Origin of the sequence: Prevotella sp. E13-17 (assembly GCF_022024035.1) — a bacterium.
Taxonomy (GTDB): Bacteria; Bacteroidota; Bacteroidia; order Bacteroidales; family Bacteroidaceae; genus Prevotella.
On record NZ_CP091787.1, the window covers coordinates 2,189,952 to 2,214,082 of the forward strand.

18 protein-coding genes, 2 tRNA genes and 1 pseudogene are annotated in these 24,131 nt (G+C 48.4%); 12 read left to right on the forward strand and 9 right to left on the reverse strand.

The window, feature by feature from the left end:
* The first annotated feature begins 22 nt into the window (after nucleotides 1–22).
* The 5 genes and pseudogenes from galK to L6472_RS08840 all read left to right on the forward strand — a co-directional run.
* Nucleotides 23–1,186 (forward strand): galactokinase, encoded by a 1,164-nt coding sequence (galK, locus tag L6472_RS08820; RefSeq protein WP_027450037.1) that lies wholly within the window; start codon nucleotides 23–25, stop codon nucleotides 1,184–1,186.
* Nucleotides 1,187–1,274: 88 nt separating this feature from the next.
* Nucleotides 1,275–2,582 (forward strand): GH25 family lysozyme, encoded by a 1,308-nt coding sequence (locus L6472_RS08825; protein WP_237804254.1) that lies wholly within the window; start codon nucleotides 1,275–1,277, stop codon nucleotides 2,580–2,582.
* Between the two features lie 41 nt (nucleotides 2,583–2,623).
* Nucleotides 2,624–2,923: a DUF4491 family protein gene (locus L6472_RS08830; RefSeq protein WP_027450038.1), complete on the forward strand. Its 300-nt coding sequence runs from the start codon at nucleotides 2,624–2,626 to the stop codon at nucleotides 2,921–2,923.
* Nucleotides 2,913–3,383, forward strand: a complete 471-nt coding sequence (rlmH, locus tag L6472_RS08835; RefSeq protein WP_237804256.1) for a 23S rRNA (pseudouridine(1915)-N(3))-methyltransferase RlmH — start codon at nucleotides 2,913–2,915, stop codon at nucleotides 3,381–3,383. The genes L6472_RS08830 and rlmH overlap by 11 nt, the downstream gene beginning before the upstream one ends.
* Nucleotides 3,384–3,431: 48 nt before the next feature.
* Nucleotides 3,432–3,635, forward strand: a pseudogene (locus tag L6472_RS08840) (transposase); the annotation flags it as partial.
* A 147-nt stretch (nucleotides 3,636–3,782) separates the two neighbouring features.
* On the opposite strand, the gene L6472_RS08845 reads toward L6472_RS08840, so the two are convergent.
* The 5 genes from L6472_RS08845 to L6472_RS08865 all read right to left on the reverse strand — a co-directional run bounded on the left by L6472_RS08845 (nucleotide 3,783) and on the right by L6472_RS08865 (nucleotide 8,587).
* Nucleotides 3,783–3,869: transfer RNA gene (locus L6472_RS08845), tRNA-Ser, on the reverse strand.
* Between the two features lie 181 nt (nucleotides 3,870–4,050).
* Nucleotides 4,051–5,691, reverse strand: a complete 1,641-nt coding sequence (locus L6472_RS08850) for a dipeptidase (protein ID WP_237804260.1) — start codon at nucleotides 5,689–5,691, stop codon at nucleotides 4,051–4,053.
* Between the two features lie 18 nt (nucleotides 5,692–5,709).
* Nucleotides 5,710–6,585, reverse strand: coding sequence for a carboxylating nicotinate-nucleotide diphosphorylase (gene nadC, locus L6472_RS08855; RefSeq protein WP_237804261.1), 876 nt, complete (start codon nucleotides 6,583–6,585; stop codon nucleotides 5,710–5,712).
* 24 nt (nucleotides 6,586–6,609) lie between these two features.
* Nucleotides 6,610–7,110, reverse strand: coding sequence for an outer membrane beta-barrel protein (locus L6472_RS08860; protein WP_237804263.1), 501 nt, complete (start codon nucleotides 7,108–7,110; stop codon nucleotides 6,610–6,612).
* A gap of 7 nt (nucleotides 7,111–7,117) precedes the next feature.
* Nucleotides 7,118–8,587: a carbon starvation protein A gene (locus L6472_RS08865; RefSeq protein WP_237804265.1), complete on the reverse strand. Its 1,470-nt coding sequence runs from the start codon at nucleotides 8,585–8,587 to the stop codon at nucleotides 7,118–7,120.
* A gap of 96 nt (nucleotides 8,588–8,683) precedes the next feature.
* Here L6472_RS08865 and L6472_RS08870 point away from each other — a divergent pair, with 96 nt between their 5' ends.
* Together L6472_RS08870 and carB are read left to right on the forward strand one after the other, a co-directional pair.
* Complete coding sequence (locus L6472_RS08870; protein ID WP_237804267.1) at nucleotides 8,684–10,336, forward strand: glycoside hydrolase family 10 protein; 1,653 nt, start codon at nucleotides 8,684–8,686, stop codon at nucleotides 10,334–10,336.
* Nucleotides 10,337–10,451: 115 nt separating this feature from the next.
* Nucleotides 10,452–13,685 (forward strand): carbamoyl-phosphate synthase (glutamine-hydrolyzing) large subunit, encoded by a 3,234-nt coding sequence (gene carB, locus L6472_RS08875; protein WP_237804269.1) that lies wholly within the window; start codon nucleotides 10,452–10,454, stop codon nucleotides 13,683–13,685.
* A gap of 519 nt (nucleotides 13,686–14,204) precedes the next feature.
* Here the strand turns inward: carB and L6472_RS08880 are convergent.
* Nucleotides 14,205–14,624, reverse strand: coding sequence for a rhodanese-like domain-containing protein (locus tag L6472_RS08880; protein ID WP_027455522.1), 420 nt, complete (start codon nucleotides 14,622–14,624; stop codon nucleotides 14,205–14,207).
* A gap of 141 nt (nucleotides 14,625–14,765) precedes the next feature.
* On the opposite strand from L6472_RS08880, the gene L6472_RS08885 reads away from it, so the two are divergent.
* The 4 genes from L6472_RS08885 to L6472_RS08900 are packed head-to-tail and all read left to right on the forward strand — an operon-like array spanning nucleotide 14,766 to nucleotide 20,053.
* Entirely contained in the window at nucleotides 14,766–15,227 is a 462-nt protein-coding gene (locus L6472_RS08885) for a low molecular weight protein-tyrosine-phosphatase (protein WP_237804271.1), read from the forward strand.
* 48 nt (nucleotides 15,228–15,275) lie between these two features.
* Nucleotides 15,276–17,492: a bifunctional (p)ppGpp synthetase/guanosine-3',5'-bis(diphosphate) 3'-pyrophosphohydrolase gene (locus tag L6472_RS08890; protein WP_237804273.1), complete on the forward strand. Its 2,217-nt coding sequence runs from the start codon at nucleotides 15,276–15,278 to the stop codon at nucleotides 17,490–17,492.
* 12 nt (nucleotides 17,493–17,504) lie between these two features.
* Nucleotides 17,505–18,518 carry a sugar kinase gene (locus tag L6472_RS08895; protein WP_237804275.1) on the forward strand — a complete coding sequence of 338 codons (1,014 nt, stop codon included), beginning with the start codon at nucleotides 17,505–17,507 and terminating at the stop codon, nucleotides 18,516–18,518.
* Between the two features lie 35 nt (nucleotides 18,519–18,553).
* Nucleotides 18,554–20,053: a DUF4301 family protein gene (locus tag L6472_RS08900; protein WP_237804277.1), complete on the forward strand. Its 1,500-nt coding sequence runs from the start codon at nucleotides 18,554–18,556 to the stop codon at nucleotides 20,051–20,053.
* A gap of 9 nt (nucleotides 20,054–20,062) precedes the next feature.
* On the opposite strand, the gene L6472_RS08905 is transcribed toward L6472_RS08900, so the two are convergent.
* The 3 genes from L6472_RS08905 to L6472_RS08915 all read right to left on the reverse strand — a co-directional run bounded on the left by L6472_RS08905 (nucleotide 20,063) and on the right by L6472_RS08915 (nucleotide 23,567).
* Nucleotides 20,063–20,716, reverse strand: coding sequence for an HAD family hydrolase (locus L6472_RS08905; protein ID WP_237804279.1), 654 nt, complete (start codon nucleotides 20,714–20,716; stop codon nucleotides 20,063–20,065).
* 363 nt (nucleotides 20,717–21,079) lie between these two features.
* The gene (locus tag L6472_RS08910; RefSeq protein WP_237804281.1) at nucleotides 21,080–21,829 is read right to left on the reverse strand and encodes a hypothetical protein; all 750 of its coding nucleotides are present in this window, start codon (nucleotides 21,827–21,829) and stop codon (nucleotides 21,080–21,082) included.
* A 196-nt stretch (nucleotides 21,830–22,025) separates the two neighbouring features.
* Nucleotides 22,026–23,567 (reverse strand): endonuclease/exonuclease/phosphatase family protein, encoded by a 1,542-nt coding sequence (locus L6472_RS08915; protein WP_237804283.1) that lies wholly within the window; start codon nucleotides 23,565–23,567, stop codon nucleotides 22,026–22,028.
* A gap of 423 nt (nucleotides 23,568–23,990) precedes the next feature.
* Here L6472_RS08915 and L6472_RS08920 point away from each other — a divergent pair.
* A tRNA-Tyr gene (locus L6472_RS08920) sits at nucleotides 23,991–24,073 on the forward strand.
* Nucleotides 24,074–24,131: the final 58 nt, after the last annotated feature.

The following is a 24,131-nucleotide window of genomic DNA, read 5'->3' on the forward strand; positions in this document are numbered from 1 at the left end:
TTATAAAACTTAAAACATTATGATTGATATCGAATTTGTAAGACAGCGATTCATCAAGCACTTTGACGGAAAGACTGGTAATGTTTACACATCTCCCGGCCGCATCAACCTGATTGGTGAACACACAGACTATAACGGTGGATTTGTATTCCCCGGAGCAGTGGACAAAGGTGTGACAGCAGAGATGCGTGCCAACGGTACAGAAGATACCGTTATGGCATACGCTATCGACCTGAAAGACCGTGTAGATTTCAAGCTCTCTGACCCCGCAGGTCCCAAGGCATCATGGGCACGCTATATCTATGGCATAGCTCTGGAGATGAAGAAGCTGGGCGTTCCCGTAAAGGGCTTCAACATTGCCTTTGCCGGCGACGTGCCCCTCGGTGCAGGTATGTCATCGTCTGCCGCCATGGAGAGCTGCTTCGCTTGCGGACTGAACGACATCTTCGGCGAGAACAAGGTTAGCCAGTGGGATATGGTACTGGCTGGTCAGGCCACTGAGCACAACTACTGCGGTGTGAACTGTGGTATCATGGACCAGTTTGCTTCTGTATTCGGTAAGGCAGGTTGCCTGATGCGTCTGGACTGCCGTAGCCGTGAGTTCGAATACTTCCCATTCAAGCCCGATGGCTACCGTCTGGTGCTGCTTGACTCTGTGGTTAAACACCAGTTGGCAGGTTCACCCTACAACGACCGTCGCAACAGCTGCGAGAATGTGGTAAAGCATATTCAGGCTAAGCACCCAGAGGGTAAGTTCGAGACCTTGCGCGACTGCACATGGGAGCAGTTGGAAGAGGTCAAGGCCGAAGTAGGCGAAGAAGACTACAAGCGTGCCAAGTTCGTGCTGGGCGAGAAAGACCGTGTATTGGCTGTCTGCGACGCTCTGAACGAAGGCGACTACGAGAAGGTTGGTGAGATGATGTACAAGACCCACGAGGGTCTGTCAAAGGACTACGAGGTGTCTTGCGAGGAGCTCGACTTCCTAAACGACATTGCCAAGGAGAACGGCGTTACTGGTAGCCGTATCATGGGTGGTGGCTTCGGTGGTTGCACCATCAATCTGGTTCGCAACGACCTCTACAAGCAGTTTGTTGAGGATGCCAAGAAGAAGTTCAATGCCAAGTATGGTCATGAGCCAAAGGTTTACGATGTAGTCATCGGCGATGGCTCACGCAAGCTCTGCTAAGCATTTAGTGACCTAAACATATCCTTACGCAGATTACGCAGGTTTCGACCGGTGTAATCTGCGTAATTCAATTAATTAGTTTGAAATCATGAATCGTCTCATTCTACTTATCACTCCCCTACTCATCCTTTGTGGATGCAGCAATCGACAAAAAACGAAACCAACCTATTTTGAGGATATAGACACGACATGTTTTACTGTCAGTGATACCACCATATCAAAACAGCGAAACGAAATGATAGCCAAGGAGCTGGATTACTACTTGGATCGTCATAATGTGCGTGACGAGGGGTTCGACATGGTGATACGCTATGCAGAGGACGGCGATTCAACACAAGCGTTCTATCTGCCTAAAGGGAAAGCAGCGGCACGCAACCTGATGAACTGGCACCACGGTCGGAGACAAGGCAAGGGCGTCACCACCGACCATTTGGGCCGACTCATCGTTGGCATGTTCAATGCCGACACGCTGGTCAGCGGAATACGCATGGACGAGAAAGGCATCTATGCTGGAATGATGAACAGCGCCATGGAGGCTTGCGGACATGGTTCCTACCGCTCGGTAGATGGCTCTTTCTACGAAGGACACTGGCAACATGACCAGCGCGAAGGCTTTGGCTTTAGCATCAGTGCCAACCACCTGAAAGCAGGACAATGGCTCAGAGACACCTTTCGTGGAGAACGAATGCATTACACCAGCGAACGTATTTATGGCATAGACATCTCTCGCTATCAGCACGAAATCGGTCGCAGACGCTATCCCATTGACTGGGCTAACCTGCGTATCACCAACATGGGCAAGCGCATCAGCAGTCAACGTGTAGATGGCGATGCCAACTATCCAGTCAGTTTCGTGTATATTAAGTCAACGCAGGGATCCACCATCACCAATCAATACTACGGCAGCGACTATCAGAATGCACGCAAGCAGAACATCCGCACAGGCGCATACCATTTCTTTACCGTGGGGAAAGATGCTAAAGAGCAGGCACACTTCTTCCTGAAGAACACCCAATTCAAGAAAGGCGACTTGCCTCCAATGTTAGACATTGAACCCACAGATGCCATGATACAAAAAGGAGGCGGAGCAAAGAAGATGTTCAGCGACATACGCACCTGGCTTAACATGGTAGAACGAGCCACACACACACGACCATTATTGTATGTCAATCAGCGATTCATCAACACATACATAGATATGGCTCCCGACCTAAAAGAGAAATATCTGTTCTGGATTGCACGATATGGAGAATACAAACCCGACGTCAGACTGGCCCTGTGGCAACTGAGCGACTGCGGTCGTGTGAGTGGTATCAAGGGCGACGTCGATTTGAATGTATTCAATGGATATCAGATACACTGGGACGATTTCCTAAGCGAGGAGACCATTAAATAGAAAAAAATGCGTATCTTTGCAGCCAAAACATTCTATAAGACATGTATTTCACAGGAATTATCATTGCCTTCTGCACATTTCTCGCCATCGGAATATGGCATCCCATCGTCATTAAGACAGAATATCACTGGGGCACTTGGCCTTGGAAGATATACCTGCTCATCGGCATCGTTTGTCTGATAGCAGCACTGTTCATCGAGAATGCCATCATCTCTGCCAGCATTGGCGTGTTTGGGGCATCGGCACTGTGGGGCATCGGCGAACTTTTTGCTCAGAAAAAGCGCGTACAGAAAGGTTGGTTCCCCATGAACCCCAAACGTAAACACGAATATGAAGACTGAGCTTATTCTGGTAGGAAAGACCGTGAACAAGCACTTTGTGGCTGGCATCAACGACTATGCAGAGCGTATAGCCCACTATATGCCCTTCAACATCACCGTCATACCCGAGCTAAAGAACACCAAGAACCTCTCTGAGGAACAGCAGAAAACGGCCGAAGGTGAACTGATACTGAAACAGATACAACCATCAGACACAGTTGTGTTGCTTGACGAACACGGTAAGGAGTTGCGCAGCATAGAGCTGGCCTCATGGTTAGAACAGAAAAGGAACACCGCACGACGACTGGTTTTCGTCATCGGAGGTCCCTACGGTTTCTCGCCTGCTGTCTATGCTCGCGCCAACGAGAAACTATCACTCTCCAAACTCACTTTCTCACACCAAATGGTAAGACTGGTCTTTACAGAACAGATCTATCGGGCTTGTACCATCATCAAGGGCGAGCCATACCATCACGAGTAAGGGGAAATCCTCAAACCATATCACATTACTGATAAAATGGGGCAGTCCGAAAGGCTGGGAACCGATGCTTTCTACATCGTCATTGACACATTCCATAACCATTACGAAACGATTCTCAATTTCTTCGTCAACAGAGCTACCAATGCAGGAGCTGAGTCCTTCAATGCTAAGGTCAAGGCTTTCAGGGCTCAGTTCAGAGGAGTTTCAGACATTCCTTTCTTCCTTTTCAGACTTATAAAACTATGTGCATGAACACAACTAGCTTTTCGGACTGACCCGTAAAAGCCACTAAATTTCTACTGAGCCGACTTTGAGTGGATGAAAAAGAAAACACCCAACTTTACATTTTTTGTAAAATTGGGTGTTAAGCTTGAAATCACTGATAATCAAGTGACATTGCGGAGAGTGAGGGATTCAAACCCCCGATACCCATAAGGGTATACCGGATTTCGAGTCCAGCGCGATCGATCACTCTGCCAACTCTCCAATTAAGTGAGTGCCATGCAAGTTGACTTGCTAATGGCCGAGCGCAAGAAGAGACAAATCTATTTGAACACTCCTTTGCCTTAAGTGCATGCAAAGGTAATACAATTTTCTGAACCAACCAAATGTTTCAAAAGAAAACTTAATAAGAAAGGCCAGAAACATCGTTCTGGCCTTTCGCTAACTATTTCTGCGGTTGTTCAAGTCTTGCCCCTGTCTGACGAGCTATGCCACGGGCATATTTCTCAGAATAGCCAGGACGAGCCGGTGCAGAACCAAGACCATATTTTGTGCGAGTGAAACGACCGTCTTTCTCGGGCTTGACGGTCATATCATTATACTTGACAATCAGATAGGTAGCCAACTGACACCAGCGCGCCAACATTTGGTCGGCCTTCGCAGCCGTGTAGCCTGTGAGATACTTCACACGAGCCGCCTCGTCGAGCGTCAGAGCCTTGTCCTCGACCTCCTTCTGGGCGCGGAAGTAAGAGTTATCGAGCGAGTCGCGCACCTCTTTCAAACTGGGGAACATCATAGAATAGCGGGGGTACACCATGTTAGACACCCAGTTCTGTACCCAGAAGGCATTGTCCATAGAGAAGTTCAGCTCGTCGGCACCCGGTGTGTTGTAAGGACGGGGAGACTCTGTCGCACAGCAATAGACGGGAGTAAACGGTGCCATGTTGCCATCATCATTGGCAAACCAGAAGCAACCACCAACCTGGCGGGGCAACCATGAGCGCATCTGACTGACAAAAACGAAACCCGCCTGCTGAGTGGAAACAGGACGCTCGTTGAAATACTTCTTGCCATCGACCTCAAAGAAAAGAGGTGTAGGACGATAAGGCATATCCCAGATACCACCACCCATGTCCTGATCAAGAGAGAAAGGTGTGCTCTCATAGTGGTCGCGCATTGCCTCTTCCACATCGTGAACAGTCAGTTTTCTGTTGGGTTTTACCCAAAGCGGCATCACCTCGGCATTGGCATCTTTACCTTCAGCCCAAGGGATATAGCGGTCCATGCCGTCGGCATAACGGTTGAAGAAGGTCCACACGCGGGCATCACAGATACGGCGACCAGAGAAGTCGGGAGCAGCATAAGCTGCGTTGTAACTGAACTCAGCATCCTTACCCGTGAACCATCCCATCTTGCGGGCATAAGAAACCACATTCTTAGAGTAGCGTACATTCTCCTTGTCCTTCATGTTGAAGGTGGTGATACGACTCTGATTAGCGTGTCCGCAAATCATATCGTCGGGAATGCGTACAGCCACCCAAACGGTGCGAGCCTTCTCTACCTTACGGTCGCTTCCAGTACCCATCATCTCCATAATCCAGGCTTCGTCAGGATCACAGATAGTAAACGTCTCACCACTGGAGTAGTAACCATACTTTTCAACAAGAGAGGTCATCACATCAATGGCCTGACGGGCATTCTTAGAACGCTGCAAAGCGATATAAATCAGCGAACCGTAGTCGATAATGCCTGTCGTGTCTATCATCTCTTCACGACCGCCGAAAGTCGTTTCACCAATCGTCACCTGCCATTCATTGATGTTACCTATGACATTATAAGTCTCTTCAGCCTCGGCAATCTCTCCAAGATACTTGTTGGTATCCCACTCATAGACTTTGCGCAGTTCACCCTTGGCATGTTTGCCGGCAGGATAATGAACCAACCCTTGAAACATGCCATAACTATCGGCACTATACGAGCAGATGACCGAACCATCTACAGAAGCCTTCTTGCCAACGATGAAGTTGGTGCAGGCAAAAGAAGCAGTTGCTACAAAAGCAAATAAAGGTAATAATAATCTTTTCATTATACGTTGTGTTGTGTCTTACTTGATAATCAATTTATCACTTCCTGCAGCCTTGAAACTCATGTCCAGCCCCTTCACACTGTGGGTAAGAGCGCCAAAAGAGATGAAGTCAACGCCAGCTTTTGCATAGGGAATCATCGTGTCGTAAGTAATACCTCCAGATGACTCCGTCTCTGCACGTCCGTTGACGATCTTGACAGCCTTTGCTGTATCTTCCGGTGTGAAGTTGTCAAACATGATGCGGTCACAACCTTCTGCCAAAGCCTCATCGAGTTCTTTGAAATTGCGCACTTCGCACTCAATCTTCAAGTCCTTACCGTTATCCTTACAATACTGTTTGGCGCGACTGATAGCATTGTGAACACCACCACAGAAGTCGATATGATTATCTTTCAACAGAATCATATCAAACAAGCCGATACGATGGTTCATGCCGCCACCAATCTTTACTGCCTCTTTCTCCAGCATGCGCATGCCAGGTGTCGTCTTACGGGTATCGAGCACACGTGTCTTTGTGCCAGCATCGATAAGAGCCTGCTGGTAGCGATGTGTCATGGTGGCAATACCGCTCATGCGCTGCAGGATGTTCAGCATCAGACGCTCTGTCTGCAACAGGCTTTGCTCACGTCCTTTCACGCTCATGACGATGTCGCCAGGCTTCACATGAGCTCCATCCTTGATAAACACCTCAACCTGGAGTTCTGGGTCAAAACGACGGAACACCTCCTTTGCAATCTCTACGCCTGCAAAGATACCCTCCTCTTTAATCAACAGTTTAGACTCACCCATGGCGTCTGCCGGAATACAGCATAACGTCGTGTGGTCGCCATCACCTATATCCTCGGCAAAAGCCAAATCTATCAGTTTGTCGTTCAGTTCTTCTACACTTAACATAACGATTGATTTTGAACAAATAGACTATTCAAAGTAAATACCGATTCCGATGCGCACACCAAAGCCACTGTATTCCGTATGGTCTTTCAGACTCAGGTTGTAGTACAACTCAGGCTCCAGTGTCACCGTACGGTTCAAGAAATAAGCATAGCCCAACTGAACAGTAGGCAGGAAGTCGTCGTATTTATGACGATGCATATAGTTGGCGCCTGCACCCAGATAAAGACCGTTCTGCTCAATATAGTAACGAATGCCCGCACCTGCCGACAATGCCTTATCTCCCACTTTGTGCCAGTCATAACCCAGATTAGCCGTAACCATCCAGTTGTCTTCAAACAGATAACCCCCTTTAGCATTAAGCCCCATCTTTAAGCTCTCAGCCTTGGTATAGTCAAGATTGAAATTAGAAAGACTTGCCGACACATAGTACTTGTCCATGCCAAACGGTGGACGGTCTTGTACTTGTGCATGACCAGCCAATGAGAAGACGAGACCACAGAGGGTCATTAAAAAGAATCTTTTCATAAGTAATTTATTTTAGGGTTTTACGATAATTCACTAACCACAGAACAAACCAACAGCTCGACACGACCACAGTGACTGCCGCAATGACCGAAGCATAGACGGAATCCAAATGGAAGGCCTGTTCTGACAGCAGGTATGTCACGCACACCGTGGTCATGAACACAGCAGGTATGAGCGTGATAAAGAAATTCTTTCGTTCGCGCACCAAATAGACTGTGATGGCCCACAATGTGAATACCGACAAAGTCTGATTGCTCCATCCAAACCAGCTCCAGATAACGTCAAAACCTTCTGGATTTTCCATCTGCCATACCAACAAGGCAATAACCGTCAGGAACATGGGAATACAAATATAAAAACGCTTGAGGATAGATTTCTGGTCCATGTGAATAAAGTCGGCAAGAATCAAACGCGCAGAGCGCAAAGCCGTGTCACCACTGGTGATTGGAGCAGCCACGACACCCAAAATGGCCAATACACTTCCAAACACGCCCAACCAATTTTCGCTTACCATGTTGACAATGGCTGGTGCCTTACTGATGATGGCCTCGCCACCCTTCATCTCCTGATAGCCAGCAACTGGTTCGTTATAGAAGAAATACATGGCAACAGTGGCCCATATCAACGCCACGAATCCCTCTGTAATCATGGCACCATAGAAGATAGGGCGAGCCATCTTCTCGTGCTTCAGGCAACGAGCCATCAAAGGACTTTGCGTGGCATGGAAACCACTAATGGCTCCGCAGGCAATCGTAATAAACAAGCATGGGAATATATTCTTGGTGGTCAACGAAGCCTCGCCTACCCCCTCCCACAATTCGGGAATATCAGGCTGCTTCACGAACAGCATCACCAGGAATGCTACTGCCATAAACAACAGTGAGAAGGCAAACAGTGGATATATCTTACCAATAATTTTATCGATTGGCATCATCGTAGCTATCAGATAATAGATAAAAATCACTATGATCCAAAAGACACTATCATTCAAGAATTCCAGATTTGTTCCTTCTGTATGAAACAAGTTTTGAAGCAGCGATGCAGGACTATAGACAAACACCGCCCCAACCATCATGAGAAGGAATACCGAAAATACAAGCATCATCTGCTTGGGAACATTTCCAAGGTAGCGGCCTATGATGTCGGGCAAATTAGCACCGCCATTGCGAATAGAGAGCATGCCGCTCAAATAATCGTGCGTAGCACCTGCAAAGATACATCCCAGCACAATCCATAAATACGCTGAAGGTCCGAACTTCGCTCCCATAATGGCGCCAAAGATAGGCCCTGTCCCTGCAATGTTCAGAAACTGAATCATGAAGATTTTCCAACCTGGCAAAACCACAAAATCAACGCCATCTGCCTTTGCCACTGCAGGCGTTGGACGATCATCCGGACCGAACACGCGTTCTACAAAACGTCCGTAAAAAAAATAGCCAAAAAATAGAGCCAACAGGCTCACAACAAAAGTAATCATTTTGCTTATTTATGTGAATTCACTATGCAAAAGTAATATTTAAATTTGAAATATGAAAAAAAAAGCATAACTTTGCACGAAAATTTAAGAATAATAATGAGATATCGTTTCTTTCTATTCATACTACTTGTTGGTTTGTATGTTATCCAACCAGCGAAGGCTCAGTTTTCTTCATCTCCCAAGCACGAAGTCCGTGCCATGTGGCTGACCACCATTGGTGGCATTGACTGGCCCAGAACATCTGGCCAAAAGGCGCAGAAGCTTGAGTTGATTAACACCCTTGACAAACTGAAAGCAGCAGGCATCAACACCGTTTTGTTTCAGACACGCGTCAGAGGAACCACCATGTATCCATCCAAGATAGAGCCCTGGGAGACATGTCTGACAGGCACACCCGGCAAGAATCCAGGCTACGATCCCTTGAAACTCTGCATCGACCTTTGTCACGAGCGAGGCATGGAGTGCCATGCTTGGGTGGTCACCATCCCTATGGGCAACTGGAACAAGATTGGTTGCAAGACCTTGCGCCAGAAGCATCCCAACTTAGTAAAGCGCATTGGAGACGACGGTTTTATGGACCCCGAAAATCCACAGACAGGCGACTACCTGTTGCAGATATGCCGCGAAATTGTGGACAACTACGACATTGACGGCATACACCTTGACTACATACGCTATCCGGAGACATGGCCCGCCAAGCTGAAGGCCAAGAAAACCATTCAGCAGCGACGCAACCACATCACAGACATCGTCAGAAAGATTAGCCACCAGATTAAGCCCCGCAAGCCATGGATTAAGTTTTCATGCTCGCCGATAGGCAAATACGACAACCTGCGCCGTTATTCTGCAGGTGGATGGAATGCACACACAGCAGTATCGCAAGATGCACAGCTATGGTTGAAGGAAGGCTTGATGGACGAGCTTTTCCCCATGATGTATTTCCGCGATAACAATTTCTTTCCTTTTGCCATCGACTGGAAAGAGAACAGCAATGGACGTCTGGTGGTGCCGGGGCTTGGCATCTATTTCCTGGATCCCAAAGAAGGCAAATGGGAGCTTGACCAAGTAGCACGCCAAATGAATGTCTGCCGACAGATTGGTGTGGGACATTGCTACTTCCGTTCTAAGTTTTTCACTGACAACATCAAGGGCATTTACGATTATGCACGTGCTTTCGATGCAACACCAGCTTTAGTACCACCGATGACATGGGCCACCAACTCAGTGCCAAGCTCTCCCAAGACACTATCGCTCGATGGCACACGTCTGCATTGGGAAGGTGCCCACGATGACAGTGGGGCTCCTTATTTATTATATAATGTCTATGCTTCAGACACCTACCCCGTAGATATCAGCAAGGCAGAAAACCTGGTGGCAGTGAGACAAACCAAAACGTCAATCCACGTGCCTGCCCACAAGTATTACGCCGTCACAGCCATGAACCGCTTTGGCATTGAGAGTAAATCCATACAATTGCGACACAGGATTGACCATCCTGCCCCTCATCGCCCCGCAGGGCCAGACCAATTCTTTTCCGAGGGAAACATATTTGTTCTTCCATCAAAAGAGAACACATTAGACGCTAAGTATATAATTATAGAAACTCTTCAAGGCCAGACGATTACAGTGATTCCTTACACCAAAACTATAGACGTAAGAGAGATACCTAACGGCATCTATCAACTGCGTTCTTTAGGTCGTAACGGACGCAATCATCGCATCGGCTTTCTAACCATAAAAAGACCGTAAGAAAAGGGAACGAAAATTAAATTTCTAATTTTTCGTTCCCTTTTTCTTATAATTCAGAAGAATTAAGTAACTTTGCACACGGAATCGTAAACCCAAAGGATAATATAAAGTAATTATGGCAATTAAAAAACTCAAAAAGGTATTAGTGCTCGGTTCAGGTGCACTAAAGATCGGACAAGCAGGCGAATTCGACTATTCAGGTTCGCAAGCTTTGAAAGCATTGCGTGAGGAAGGAATCAAAAGCGTGCTGGTAAACCCCAACATCGCCACCATCCAAACATCAGAAGGCATTGCTGACAAGGTTTATTTCCAACCAGTCAACACCCATTTCGTCACAGAGATTATCAAGAAGGAGCGCCCAGACGGCATCCTCCTGGCATTTGGTGGACAGACGGCTCTCAACTGCGGTACCGAGCTTTACCAGAATGGCACGCTGAAGGAATACGGTGTTGAAGTGCTTGGCACCAGTGTAGAAGCCATCATGAACACCGAGGACCGTGACCTTTTTGTGAAGAAGCTCGACGAGATTGAATTGAAGACCCCCGTCAGCCATGCTGTAGAGAACATGGACGATGCGCTGAAGGCAGCCCACGAGATTGGCTTCCCCATTATGATCCGTTCAGCCTATGCACTGGGTGGCTTGGGTTCGGGTATTTGTCCTGACGAAGCAGCATTCAAGGAACTGGCAGAGAGTGCATTTACCTTTGCGCCACAGATTTTGGTTGAAGAGTCGTTGAAAGGTTGGAAAGAGATTGAGTTCGAGTGCATCCGCGATGCCAACGATCGCTGTTTCACCGTGGCTTCAATGGAGAACTTCGACCCACTGGGCATCCATACCGGAGAGTCTATTGTGGTGGCTCCCACCTGCTCGCTGACCGAAGATCAGGTCAAGATGCTGCAAGACATCACTATCCGTTGCGTACGCCACCTGAACATCATTGGTGAGTGCAACATTCAGTTTGCCTTCAATGCCCAAACCAACGACTATCGTATCATTGAAATCAATGCACGTCTGTCACGTTCTTCTGCCTTGGCATCAAAGGCTACAGGTTATCCTCTGGCTTTCGTAGCAGCAAAGATTGCATTGGGCTACACCCTCGACCAGATTGGCGAGATGGGCACCACCAGCAGTGCTTATGTAGCTCCATCACTCGACTATATGATATGTAAGATTCCACGCTGGGACCTTACCAAATTTGCCGGTGTCAGCCGTCAGATTGGTTCATCCATGAAGTCTGTAGGCGAAATCATGTCTATCGGACGCAGCTTTGAGGAAATGATTCAGAAGGGTCTGCGCATGATTGGTCAAGGCATGCACGGATTTGTAGGCAACGACCACACCAAGTTCGAAGACCTTGACGATGCGCTTCAGAACCCCACCGACCTGCGTATCTTTGCCATTGCACAGGCACTGGAGGAAGGCTATACCATTGAGCGCATCGAAGAACTGACCAAGATTGACCCATGGTTCCTGGAGCGCTTGAAGCATATTGTAGATCTGAAGCACCAGTTGCAGACTTACAACAAGATGGAAGACCTGCCCGATGCCCTGCTGCTTGAAGTTAAGCAGGCAGGTTTCAGCGACTTCCAGATTGCCCGTTTCGTGCTGAAACCCGAGACTGGCAACATGGAGAAAGAGAACCTGGAGGTGCGAAGCTATCGCCAAAGCCGTGGCATCAAGCCCTCTGTGAAGCGCATTCCGACAGTTGCCTCTGAGCATCCTGAGCTGACCAACTATCTGTATTTCACCTATCTGCCTAACGTACAGCACGACATTCCCTACTATCACAACGAGAAGTCGGTGATTGTATTAGGTTCTGGTGCCTACCGCATCGGTTCGTCTGTAGAGTTTGACTGGTGTTCTGTGAACGCCATCAACACAGCCCGCAAGTTGGGCTACAAGTCAATCATGGTGAACTATAACCCCGAGACCGTATCTACCGACTATGACATGTGCGACCGCCTCTACTTCGACGAGTTGTCACTGGAGCGCGTGCTCGACGTCATTGAACTGGAATCGCCTCGCGGTGTCATCGTCAGCGTGGGCGGACAGATTCCCAACAACCTCGCCATGAAGTTGCATCGTCGCGGCGTTCCCGTGCTGGGAACCTCGCCTGTAGATATCGACCGTGCAGAAAACCGCGACAAGTTCTCGGCCATGCTCGACAAGTTGGGCATCGATCAGCCTGCATGGCGCGCACTGACCTCGTTCGACGACATCAAGGATTTCGTTGAGGAAGTGGGCTATCCCGTACTGGTTCGTCCTTCTTACGTCCTCTCGGGTGCCGCAATGAATGTTTGTTACGACGAGGAGGAGTTGCACCGCTTCCTTAACATGGCTACTGAGGTGTCTAAGGAATTCCCCGTTGTCGTGTCTAAATTCATGACTGAGACCAAGGAGATCGAGTTTGACGCCGTTGCCGACAAGGGCGAGGTCATCGAGTATGCCATCTCCGAACACATAGAATATGCAGGCGTTCACTCGGGCGATGCCACCATGGTATTCCCTGCTCAGCACATCTACTTCTCCACCATTCGTCAGATCAAGAAGATAGCCCGCCGCATTGCCGCCGAGCTGAACATCAGTGGTCCGTTCAACATTCAGTTCCTGGCCAAGAACCGCGAGGTGAAGGTGATTGAGTGTAACCTCCGTGCTTCACGTTCGTTCCCCTTCGTTTCAAAGATTCTGAAGCGCAACTTCATCGAGACCGCCACCAAGATTATGCTGGATGCCCCCTACTCTCGTCCCGACAAATCAGAGTTCGACATCGACCGCATCGGTGTGAAGGCCTCTCAGTTCTCGTTTGCTCGTCTGCAGAATGCCGACCCCGTACTGGGTGTTGACATGTCGTCAACAGGTGAGGTTGGCTGCTTGGGCGACGACCTCCACGAGGCATTGCTCAACGCACTGATTGCCACTGGCTATCGTGTGCCTAAGAAGGGTGGCGCCATCCTCATCTCAAGCGGTGCCGCCAAGGGCAAGGTCAGCCTGTTAGAGCCAGCCAAGCAACTGGTGAAGCAGGGATACGAAGTATATGCCACACCAGGCACAGCCCGTTTCTTCAACGACAACGGCATTGCAGCCAAGGCTGTTGCATGGCCTGACGAAGAAGGCGACAACAACGTGATGAAGATGATTGCCGATCATAAGTTCGATCTGATTGTCAACGTGCCCAAAAACCACTCTAAGCGAGAGCTGACCAATGGTTACCGCATTCGTCGTGGTGCCATCGACCACAACACGCCCTTGATGACCAATGTCCGTTTAGCCAAGGCCTTCATTGAAGCCTTTACAGCCATCGACGAAAACGACATCAAGATTAAGAGTTGGCAAGAATATAACAACTAAACTCTAGACCATCTAAAAGCAAAGCGGATATGTTCAGCGATGAGCATATCCGCTTTTTGTATTTTCCCGCTTTATCTTTTATATTGAAACCACCTGTCTGATATACACTCCCCCCGACAGAACAGTTGGAATATTGGGCCTATTCCGCATCAACACCAACACTTTTGCACATCAATACTGGCGCTTTCAGGTATCAATACCAATGCCTTTAAACACTAAGAGTGGCAGTATGCTGTCGGTTCTAGCCCCTGGAATTCGCAATTCTAGACCCTAGAATCACTCGTTCTAGACCCTAGAATGGAGTATTCTAGACCCTAGAACGTGATCAAAAGTGCCACTATTGCAAGACAATAGCGTAACTATTGGAATAGAACAGTTACGCTTTTCATCAGGAATAGTGCCACTACCCTTAAGGAAAAGTGCTACTATTCTCTTAGAGAAGTGCTGCTATTCTCATAGAAAAGTGCCACTATTCTCGGAGAAAAGTGGCACTAAAATGGGGGTCTTATATGAGGGAATTTAATTCTTACTGAGCACGGGCTTGCCTGCTTCTATCCAGGCATCGGTGCCGCCTTCCATGTTTACGACCTTGTAGCCTTCCTTAGACAGGAACTCTGCAGCAGAGGCACTTCTGATACCGCTGCGACAATAAACAGCGATGGTCTTGTTTTTGGGCAACCGACTGAGGGCTGCAGACTTAAAGGAATCGGCTTTGTAGTCGATGAGCAACGAGCCTTTCAGATAGGCATCCTCATATTCAGAGGCAGTACAGACATCGAGCAGCACCACACTGTCGGAACCCGAAATGAGGCGATGAAAGGCTTCCACATCAACGGTTTTGTAGTCCTTGCAGGGAGTGTTATGACCACGGAGCACCCATGCCACCCCAAGGACAATGGTCAGCAGTAGAACAAGTGTCAACTTATTAGATCGATTCATAGGTTTTAAACATCAAAAGATTACGGTGCAAAAGTAAGCATTTTCGGGCAAAAGCCAAAACATTCTGCGAAAAAAGCGCATTATTAGACCAAAATACGCTATCTTTGCATGTAAAAAACGAAGAAACACGCAATATTAGATATGAAACAAACCAAGATACTCTTTGTCTGCCACGGTAATATCTGCCGCAGTCCTATGGCCGAATTTGTGATGAAGAAAATCGTTGCCGATGCCGGTCTTGAGGAGTCGTTCTACATCGAGTCGGCAGCTACCTCGACCGAGGAGATTGGCAACGAGGTCTATCCACCGGCCAAGCGGAAGCTGGCCGAGCACGGCATCTCGTGCAAGGGAAAGACGGCACGACAGATGACCCGACAGGACTATCTGCGCTTTGACCTGCTGGTGGGCATGGACGACTGGAACATACGCAACATGAAGCGCATCTGTGGCGACGACCCCGACGAGAAGATTCACCGCCTGATGGATTTCACGGTGCGTCCCGGCGAGGTGGCCGACCCATGGTACACCGGCAACTTTGAGGCCACGTGGAATGATGTGCTGGAGGGATGCACCGATCTACTGAGGAGTATCGTTAAAAATTAGCTAAAAGCTAACGCATTATACTATTTTTTTCCTACCTTTGTGGCGGATATGACAGAACTATTAGAATTTACAGCACCCGAACGCGAGCTTGCCCTGCAGCTCTATGCTGAGCTGAAGGACAAAATCATATCGACACTGGAACCTGCCGATGAGGAGAAGTTACGCAGTCACCTGATGGAGCTCATCAGTCAGAACATCGTGCATCGCAACGTATTCGGGCTGAACCCCATCATCACTGCTGTCCAGACAGCCCTGCTTGTGGTCGACGAGATAGGACTGCGCAGGGATGCGGTCATCGCCGTCCTGCTCTATCCCAGCATCGAGGCCGAGTACACCACCATCGACGAGGTGAGCAAGAACTACGGTGAGTCCGTGGGACGCATCCTGCACGGCTTGCTGCGCATACAGGAGCTCTACAAGAAGAACCCCGTCATTGAAAGCGAGAATTTCCGCAATCTGCTGCTCTCGTTTGCCGAGGACATGCGTGTGATTCTGATCATGATTGCCGACCGCGTGAACCTGATGCGACAGATACGCGACTCAGACAACGAAGCCGGCAAGCGCGAGGTCTCGGAAGAGGCAGCCTACCTCTATGCCCCACTGGCCCACAAGCTGGGTCTATACAAGTTGAAGAGCGAACTGGAGGACCTGTCACTGAAGTACCTGGAGCACGACGCCTACTACATGATTCGCGAGAAGCTGAACGCCACCAAGAGTGCGCGCGATGCCTATATCAAGAGTTTCATTGCGCCTATCGAGAAGAAGCTCAACGAGGCAGGACTGAAGTTCCACATGAAAGGACGCACCAAGTCTATTCACTCCATCTGGCAGAAAATGAAAAAGCAGAAGTGTGGCTTCGAAGGCGTCTATGACCTCTTTGCCATACGCATCATCATTGACTGTCCGATAGAAAAAGAGAAACAACAGTGCTGGCAGACGTTCGCACTGATCACCGACATGTACACCTCCAATCCGAAACGCATGCGCGACTGGCTCACCGTGCCAAAGACCAACGGCTACGAGAGTCTGCACATCACCGTGCTGGGGCCCGAGCAGAAATGGGTTGAGGTGCAGATTCGTACCGAGCGCATGGACGACATTGCCGAACGTGGCGTGGCCGCCCACTGGCGCTACAAGGGAGTAAAAGCTGAAGGGGGCATGGACGAATGGCTCAACGGCATCCGACAGATGCTGGAGGAATCGAGCGGCATCGAGGCCATGGACCAGTTTAAGATGGATCTCTACGACGACGAGATCTATGTGTTCACGCCTAAAGGCGACCTTCTGAAATTTCCAAAAGGAGCCACCGTGCTCGACATGGCCTATCACATCCACTCGAAGGTGGGATCGGCCTGCACGGGCGCACGTATAAATAATAAGGTGGTGACATTCCGACAGGAGTTACATTCTGGCGACCAGGTCGAGATTATCACATCTTCTACACAGCATCCTAAACAGGAATGGCTCAACATCGTCAAGACATCAAGAGCCAAAGCCAAGATACGGCTGGCCCTGAAAGAGACGCAACAGAAAGAGGCTCTGCTGGTGAAAGAGATGCTGGAACGCAAGTTCCGTAATCGCAAAATAGAACAGGACGAGAGCCTGATGATGCGCACCATGAAGAAACTCGGCTACAAAGAGGCCAGCGACTTCTATCGCGACATCGCACGAGAGACGCTCGACGTGCAGACGGTGTTCGACAAATACCTTGAACTGCAGCAAGGCGAGAAAGTCGTCACAGGCGACAACATTGCCCGCTCTGCCGAGGAGTTCACCCTCGAAGACTCGAAGTTCTCGGCTCTCAACACGCAAATATCTGACGATGTGCTTGTCATCGGACAAGACCTGAAAGGTGTTGACTACCAACTTGCCCATTGCTGCAACCCCATCTATGGCGACGAAGTGTTTGGTTTCGTCACCGTAAGTGGTGGCATCAAGATTCACCGTTGCGACTGTCCCAACGCACCAGAGATGCGACGCCGCTTCGGCTACCGCATTGTCAGAGCCAAATGGAGCGGTAAAGGCTCGAGCCAATATGCCATCACCCTGCGCATCATCGGCAACGATGACCTGGGCATCGTCAACAATCTCACGTCGATTATATCGAAAGACGAGAGACTGGTGCTGCGCAGCATCAACATAGACTCAAATGATGGGCTTTTCCGAGGCAATCTGGTCATCATGATTAACGACAACACACGTCTGGAAACCCTTATCAAAAAACTGCGCACCGTAAAGGGTGTGAAACAGGTTGAAAGAATATAACCCACACAAATCATGAAAACTAAATTTGTGACTTTCGGAGAATTGCTCCTGCGGTTCTCTAAACAAGATCACCAACGACTGTCGCAAGGCGACTACTTCACCAGCAAATATGGTGGTAGCGAGGCCAACGTGGCGGTTTCGCTGGCTATGCTCGGCAACGATGTGCAATACGTCACGCGACTGCCAGACACACCTGTCGGGCATGCTGGTGTGCAGAACCTGATGCAACTGGGCGTTGACTGCAAGCACGTTCTCTTTGGTGGTCAGCGCATCGGCACATATTATATGGAACCTGCAGCTGGCATGCGCCCGGCCAAGGTTATCTACGACCGCGCCGGCTCGGCCTGCTCAGAACTGAAGCCTGGCATGATTCCATGGCGAGAGGCACTCAAAGATGCTGCCGTGCTCCACATCTCGGGCATCACCGCAGCCATCTCACAAAGTTCTGCCGACGCCACTTTTGAAGCACTAGACATGGCCGATGAGCTTGGAGTGAAAGTTGCCTTCGACATCAACTATCGCAAAAACCTGTGGCAGTATGGCGCAGACCCACGCGAAACGCTGAAGCGCATTCTCAGCCGTTGCGACCTGATGTTTGGCGATGCCATTGAATTCGAATTCATCTGTCAGCGCAAGCAGCCACCTTTTACTGCTACGGACTCCAGTTTCCAAATGCAAATGGATGAGTATCGCGCCTGGTTCGATGACCTCCACAAAGCATTTCCACGCTGTAAGAAATGGTTGATGGGCATGCGCAACATCGTAGCCTCAAACCATCACTTGCTCACAGCCCTTCTATGGACCGATGGCGAACTGCTAAAGGCGCCCATCAACGACATCAATGGCGTCGTTGATGCTTCTGGTGTAGGCGATGCCTTCATGGCTGGCATGCTTCATGCACTCAAGGCCTACCCCAACGACAACCAGATGCAGCTCAACTATTCACTGGCTGCCTCAACACTCAAAAACACGATTCCAGGCGACTTCAACCTGGTCAGCGACGAGGAAATCACTGCGCTGCTATAATTGATAATTATTAACCCTCCTTTATATAAGAAACTATGCTATCAGAAAAAGACTTGAAACAAATTGCTCAACGTGGCATCAGCCAAGAGCAGATTGAAACCCAACTAAAAGAATTTGAAACAGGCTTCCCATTCTTACGCCTGGAAGCTGCCGCTGCCGTTGGGAACGGCATTCTATCACCCACTGCTGACGAGCGCCAGTCGTATGTCAAAGCCTGGGAAGACTATAAGGCAGAAGGACACCGCGTGGTTAAGTTTGTACCCGCCAGCGGTGCTGCAAGCCGCATGTTCAAAAACATGTTTGCCTTTGTGGATGCCGACTACGACGTACCTACCACCGACTTTGAGAAGAAATTTTTCAATGATATCGAGAAGTTCGCTTTCTATGAAGCGCTCAATCAGGTGTGCATACAAAACGAAGGAAAAGACATCAAGACATTGATAGCGGAAGGCAACTACAAAGCCGTGGCTGCCAACATGCTGAAGAAAGAAGGATTGAACTACGGCCAACTGCCAAAAGGCATGTTGCTGTTCCATAAATATTCAGAAGGTGCACGCACACCCATGGAGGAACATCTTGTAGAAGGTGCCCTATATGCAGCTTCTAACGGTGAGGCTCATGTGCACTTCACAGTCAGCCATGACCACCTCGATTTCTTCAAGCAGAAGGTAGCCCAGAAAGCAGATGGCTTTGCAAAGAAATACGGCATTAAGTACGACATCACATTCTCAGAGCAGAAACCTTCTACCGATACCGTTGCAGCTAATCCCGACAACACACCTTTCCGCGAAGCCGACGGCTCTCTGTTGTTCCGCCCAGGCGGCCATGGTGCACTGATTGAGAATCTCAATGAGATTGAGGCTGACGTCATCTTTGTGAAGAACATCGACAATGTCGTTCCCGATCGCCTGAAGCCCGAGACTGTTGAATGGAAGCAAGTCATTGCGGGAGTGTTGGTAACGCTGCAGAAACAAGCTTTCGAGTATCTTCGCCAGTTGGACAACAACCCAACAGAGGCCCAAATTGCAGAGATAGCTCAATTCGTCGAAAAGAACCTTTGCATCAATCCCAAGAACAACAAAGTTGACGCAGCCTACCTGAAAAGCAAGCTCAATCGCCCAATGCGCGTCTGTGGTGTAGTGAAGAACGTAGGTGAACCTGGCGGAGGTCCATTCCTCACATACAACCAGGACGGTACCGTGTCATTGCAAATCCTGGAGAGTTCGCAGATTGACACCAACAATGCAGAATACATGAAAATGTTCACGCAAGGCACCCACTTCAACCCCGTGGACCTAGTTTGCGCAGTCAAAGACTATCAGGGAAAGCCTTTCAACCTGCCCGACTTCGTTGACAAGACGACTGGCTTCATCTCAAGCAAGTCGAAGGGAGGCAAAGAACTGAAAGCGCTCGAACTGCCCGGCCTCTGGAATGGCGCCATGAGCAACTGGTCAACGGTATTCGTTGAGGTTCCCTTGGGCACATTCAATCCCGTAAAAACCGTCAATGATCTGCTGCGCGAACAGCATCAATAACTATTGGCTTTACAGAGTCAGTATATCTTGCGGAGCAGCTACAAACGTAGTTGCTCCATTTTCTTTCAGAAAGTCCTGATCTCTGAACCCCCATAACACACTGATACAGGGCAGTCCTGCATTTCGAGCAGTCTGGATATCAACATCGCTGTCGCCGACATACACGGCATTCTCTTTTCCAACGCCCAGCTGCCGGAGAGCTTCTATCACGGTGTCGGGAGCTGGTTTCTTACGAATACCCTCAGACTCATGCTCGCCGATAGCCACTTCGATGGTGTCTGGAAAGAAATGACGGCATAAAGACTGCGTAGCTGCATAAAACTTATTGCTGACCACGGCCGTACGTTTACCGCTACGTTTCAGTTCTGCCAATAATTCCGGTATGCCTGCATAAGGGCGTGTCGTATCAAGAGAATGTTCCATATAATAAGCACGAAACGTGGCAAAGGCTGCTTCAAACAGAGGGTTCTTCTCTCCAAAAGGGACGGCCCTCACCATCAACATCCTGACACCGTTACCCACAAACCGACGCACTTCCGACAGTGTATGTTCGGGCATACCATGCTTTCTCATCGCATAGTTCACAGCACCTGCCAAATCTTCTAATGTTTCCAGCAAAGTACCATCAAGATCAAAAATGTATGTATCGTAGCTTTTCGACATCAAACAAAATTATTATATTTGAAGTGCAAAGATACAAATAATTGGCATAATATCAAATCAGCCCTGGAATTAATTCGAGAAACCATAAAAAAAGACCCACCATCCATCACGGATGGTGGAAACTAACACAAAAACTAAGATTTCCCATAGTCATCTTCACAGATGAACTTTGGGTGGGAATAATGGTTATATACATCTTTTGATTGGTTAAACTGATAACTCTCTCAAAAGCGATGCGAAGGTACTAAAAAAAAATGAGGTAACAAACATTTCTTACCATAATTCTTCTAAATATGCCCATAATTGTATAATAAGTGAAATAATATAAGATAAGTAACGATCAAAGGGTTTGTATCCTATGATTTACTTGGGGAATTTTTCTGGTACATGTCCTTTTGCCAACGGGATTCTTACTTCAATGCCTTTCTCCTTGCTGTCCCAATACCAGATTACCATATAGTCCAACTCCTTATCGTAATCCAGTTTCTGTGCCTCAGACACATTCTCAATCCTATAAGTCTTTTTGTCGTTATTCAGTCTCATCATATAGCTGAATGGCATGCCTAACCAATATTTATAATAATTCACCCAAATGGCATCTGGCAGTCTGCCTCCTCTGTCTGGAAACATGCCCGTGACATGCTTGACGATATCATCTGGGGTGTCAAGAATCAGTTTCTCTACATCGCAGGTATCGACAGTGGTATCAGCCTCCTCTTCACTTTTAACCTTATATTCCTGTTTGGCGGTAGCCCGGGTAGGGACAGGCGGGTTGCCGTTATTGTAAAATTCGTCTATTATTTTAGCGGCTTCCTCTAATGACACTCCGCTCCCCAGCAGCTTGCTGGCCAATTCAACCTTATCCTGATTTTTCTTTTTGTTCTCAGCCTGCAGCCTTTTGTCTATTTCCATCATTCCTTTATAAACAAGGTCGCTCCAGGCATCACGCCACTCTTGATAGTTTTCTAAGATGTAGTCGACGGCTTGACCCTTTATCTCATCGCCAGCGCTCTCGTGCGACTTGGTGGCTTCAGCCAATGCCTCCAGGCAGTCAATGGGGATGATGGGATTTTTAGTGTTCTTAGCTGCTTTAAGTGCTTCCTCGAAACACATATTGATGGAATAGTTATGCTTTCCAACGAATTGCCATAACCATAACGCAAGACCGTTATCGTATTAGTTTTCGGTGTATAACCTACGACGGTGTGTGGTTGCTGTGCCCATGCCGTCATGTACGACAGCAAAAGCGTGAATAGGACAATACTTTTTTCATAGTTCGTTATTGATAGTTGTTTACTTCCTTTATGGCTTATCGAATCTGAATACCCTGCAGATTGTAGCGTGAGCCACTGGGGGTGATGATGATGAGGTGCCCCTGCTCCATAACCTTGCGGGTAGTAGAGGGTTGTCTGTAGGCTGGGCTCTGTGTAATTCCCGTGACTGTGATGCTGGGGTCGTACTCCCAGAGGGTTGGCCAGTACTGTTCGTTGTTCAGGCTGGTCCAGTTGCGCCAAGAACAATCGTTGTGATTCGTCGCGTAAAGGATGTTGTAGTTGGCTACGTTGTTATGAACATGAAATGTGCCGTTGCTTTGTTTAACGACGCTGTGGCTCTGGGCATTCGCTTTATTACCAACGTTGGTCGTGTAGTTGTAGGAGGAGCCATTGTGATACAGATAGAGGTAGCGTCCATAGGCATCCTTGATGTAGTAATAGCCGTTGCCGTCGTCCTCGAACTTAAAGCCGTTCTTGTCGCTCGTCAGGGTGATGACATTATCGATGGGCGATACATTTGTGACAGAAAGGTATTCGAAAGTTTTCGAGGTACTAACGGGGTTGGAAATCTTCTCGTTGTTGAAGACCATGAGGTACGACTTTCCTGCACTAACGGCTTCGACTTTTCTGTATCCGAATTTAGCCACAGGTTGTGCCTGTAGATTGAGAGTCACCATGTATGGATCGTGATCGCTGTAGGCTGTATTGTAGTTGCCTGTGGAGTGTGGGTTAGCGACGTAGAGCATGTGCGCATCGGTAATTTGGGCGGACATCGTGCTGTTGGCAAAGACGTGGTCAATCAGTGAGCCGGTAGCGTTGTACCAATGAGAGGCGGCACTGCTGCCCTCGTATTTCAGTATCTGCTCTGTAAAGCCTGCATCCATCAGGTTGTTGAGACACTGCTCGCCCATCTCGCTGTTGAGGTCGCCCATGATGAGAATGTCGGGGTCTAGCGCAGCCTGGTCGAGACCTTTCAGAAGTGAGATGCTGTTGCTCTCGCGCTGGTTGATGTCATATGTAACGTCAGAACTGGTGCTGGCCTTGAAGTGGTTCATGCTGATATAGAAGACCTCGTCGTCAGGTTTGGACTTGAAGCCCTGCATGCGCATGGTGGCGGGGTAGATGTGGTTATAGCCGACGGCTGTGGAGAGGTTTTCACCAACGGGCTCGATGGTTGCAGCATTATAGATGAATCCGGACTTAATGACACCGTCGGGCTCGGATGTGAGGTCATAGCTCAGTCCGTCGGTAACGGGCATATAGTTCTTTCCGGTCTTTTCGCTCATGCTCTGTGCCAGCAGTTGCAGGACCTCCGCGCAGCACTCCACCTCGTTGAAGGCATAGATGTCGGCTTCGTATTGGGACAAGGTGCCGACAATGGCGTTGAGCTTAGCAGTGCGACCGGTCTCTGTGTTGTAGTTGCTCAGGGTGATGCTGCCATTGCCTTGTGTCCTGCCGCGGTCAAGCGAGTAGAAAAAGTTCTGCAGGTTCTGGCCTACAACCTTGATGTTGTCTGCCTGGGCTGCTTGAACTGTCAAGGCCATCAGCAGTGTAATGAAAAGTCGATGTTGTTTCATGTTACCTTATATTATTATAGTGTCAGACGTTTTTAATTTGATGGCAAATATAGGAAATATTTTCTTGATTTGGGCATTGAGGTGGCGTGATTCTCGTTCATTCAAACAATTATGTGTTTCATATCGTAAATTTATACGCATTGAAACGCAAAAACGTAATGCTTTTCGTAAAAAAGTCGGAACTTTGTGCGGTAATGGAAAACTGAGTCCGACGCCTGCGGACTCAGAGCAAGATCCCACCCTAAAAACGAGACAAACAGAATATGCAAGCAGGCGTGGGGGCTATCAAGGTGACGCATATCACTTTTAGTAACGATTAAAAAAGGCCCTTATTGGCTCTTCTGACCACAAAATAGCAACTTTATAACCAAAAGATTTGCTCATATTAAAAAAAATATATACCTTTGCACTCGCTTAGAAAAAGGGTGTTTTCCAGAGTGGCCAAATGGGGCAGACTGTAAATCTGCTGTCTTTCGACTTCGGTGGTTCGAATCCATCAGCACCCACATCGCTTTCCCCACTTTTTTTTTAAACTCTTCGTTGAAAGCAAACAATTCTATAATT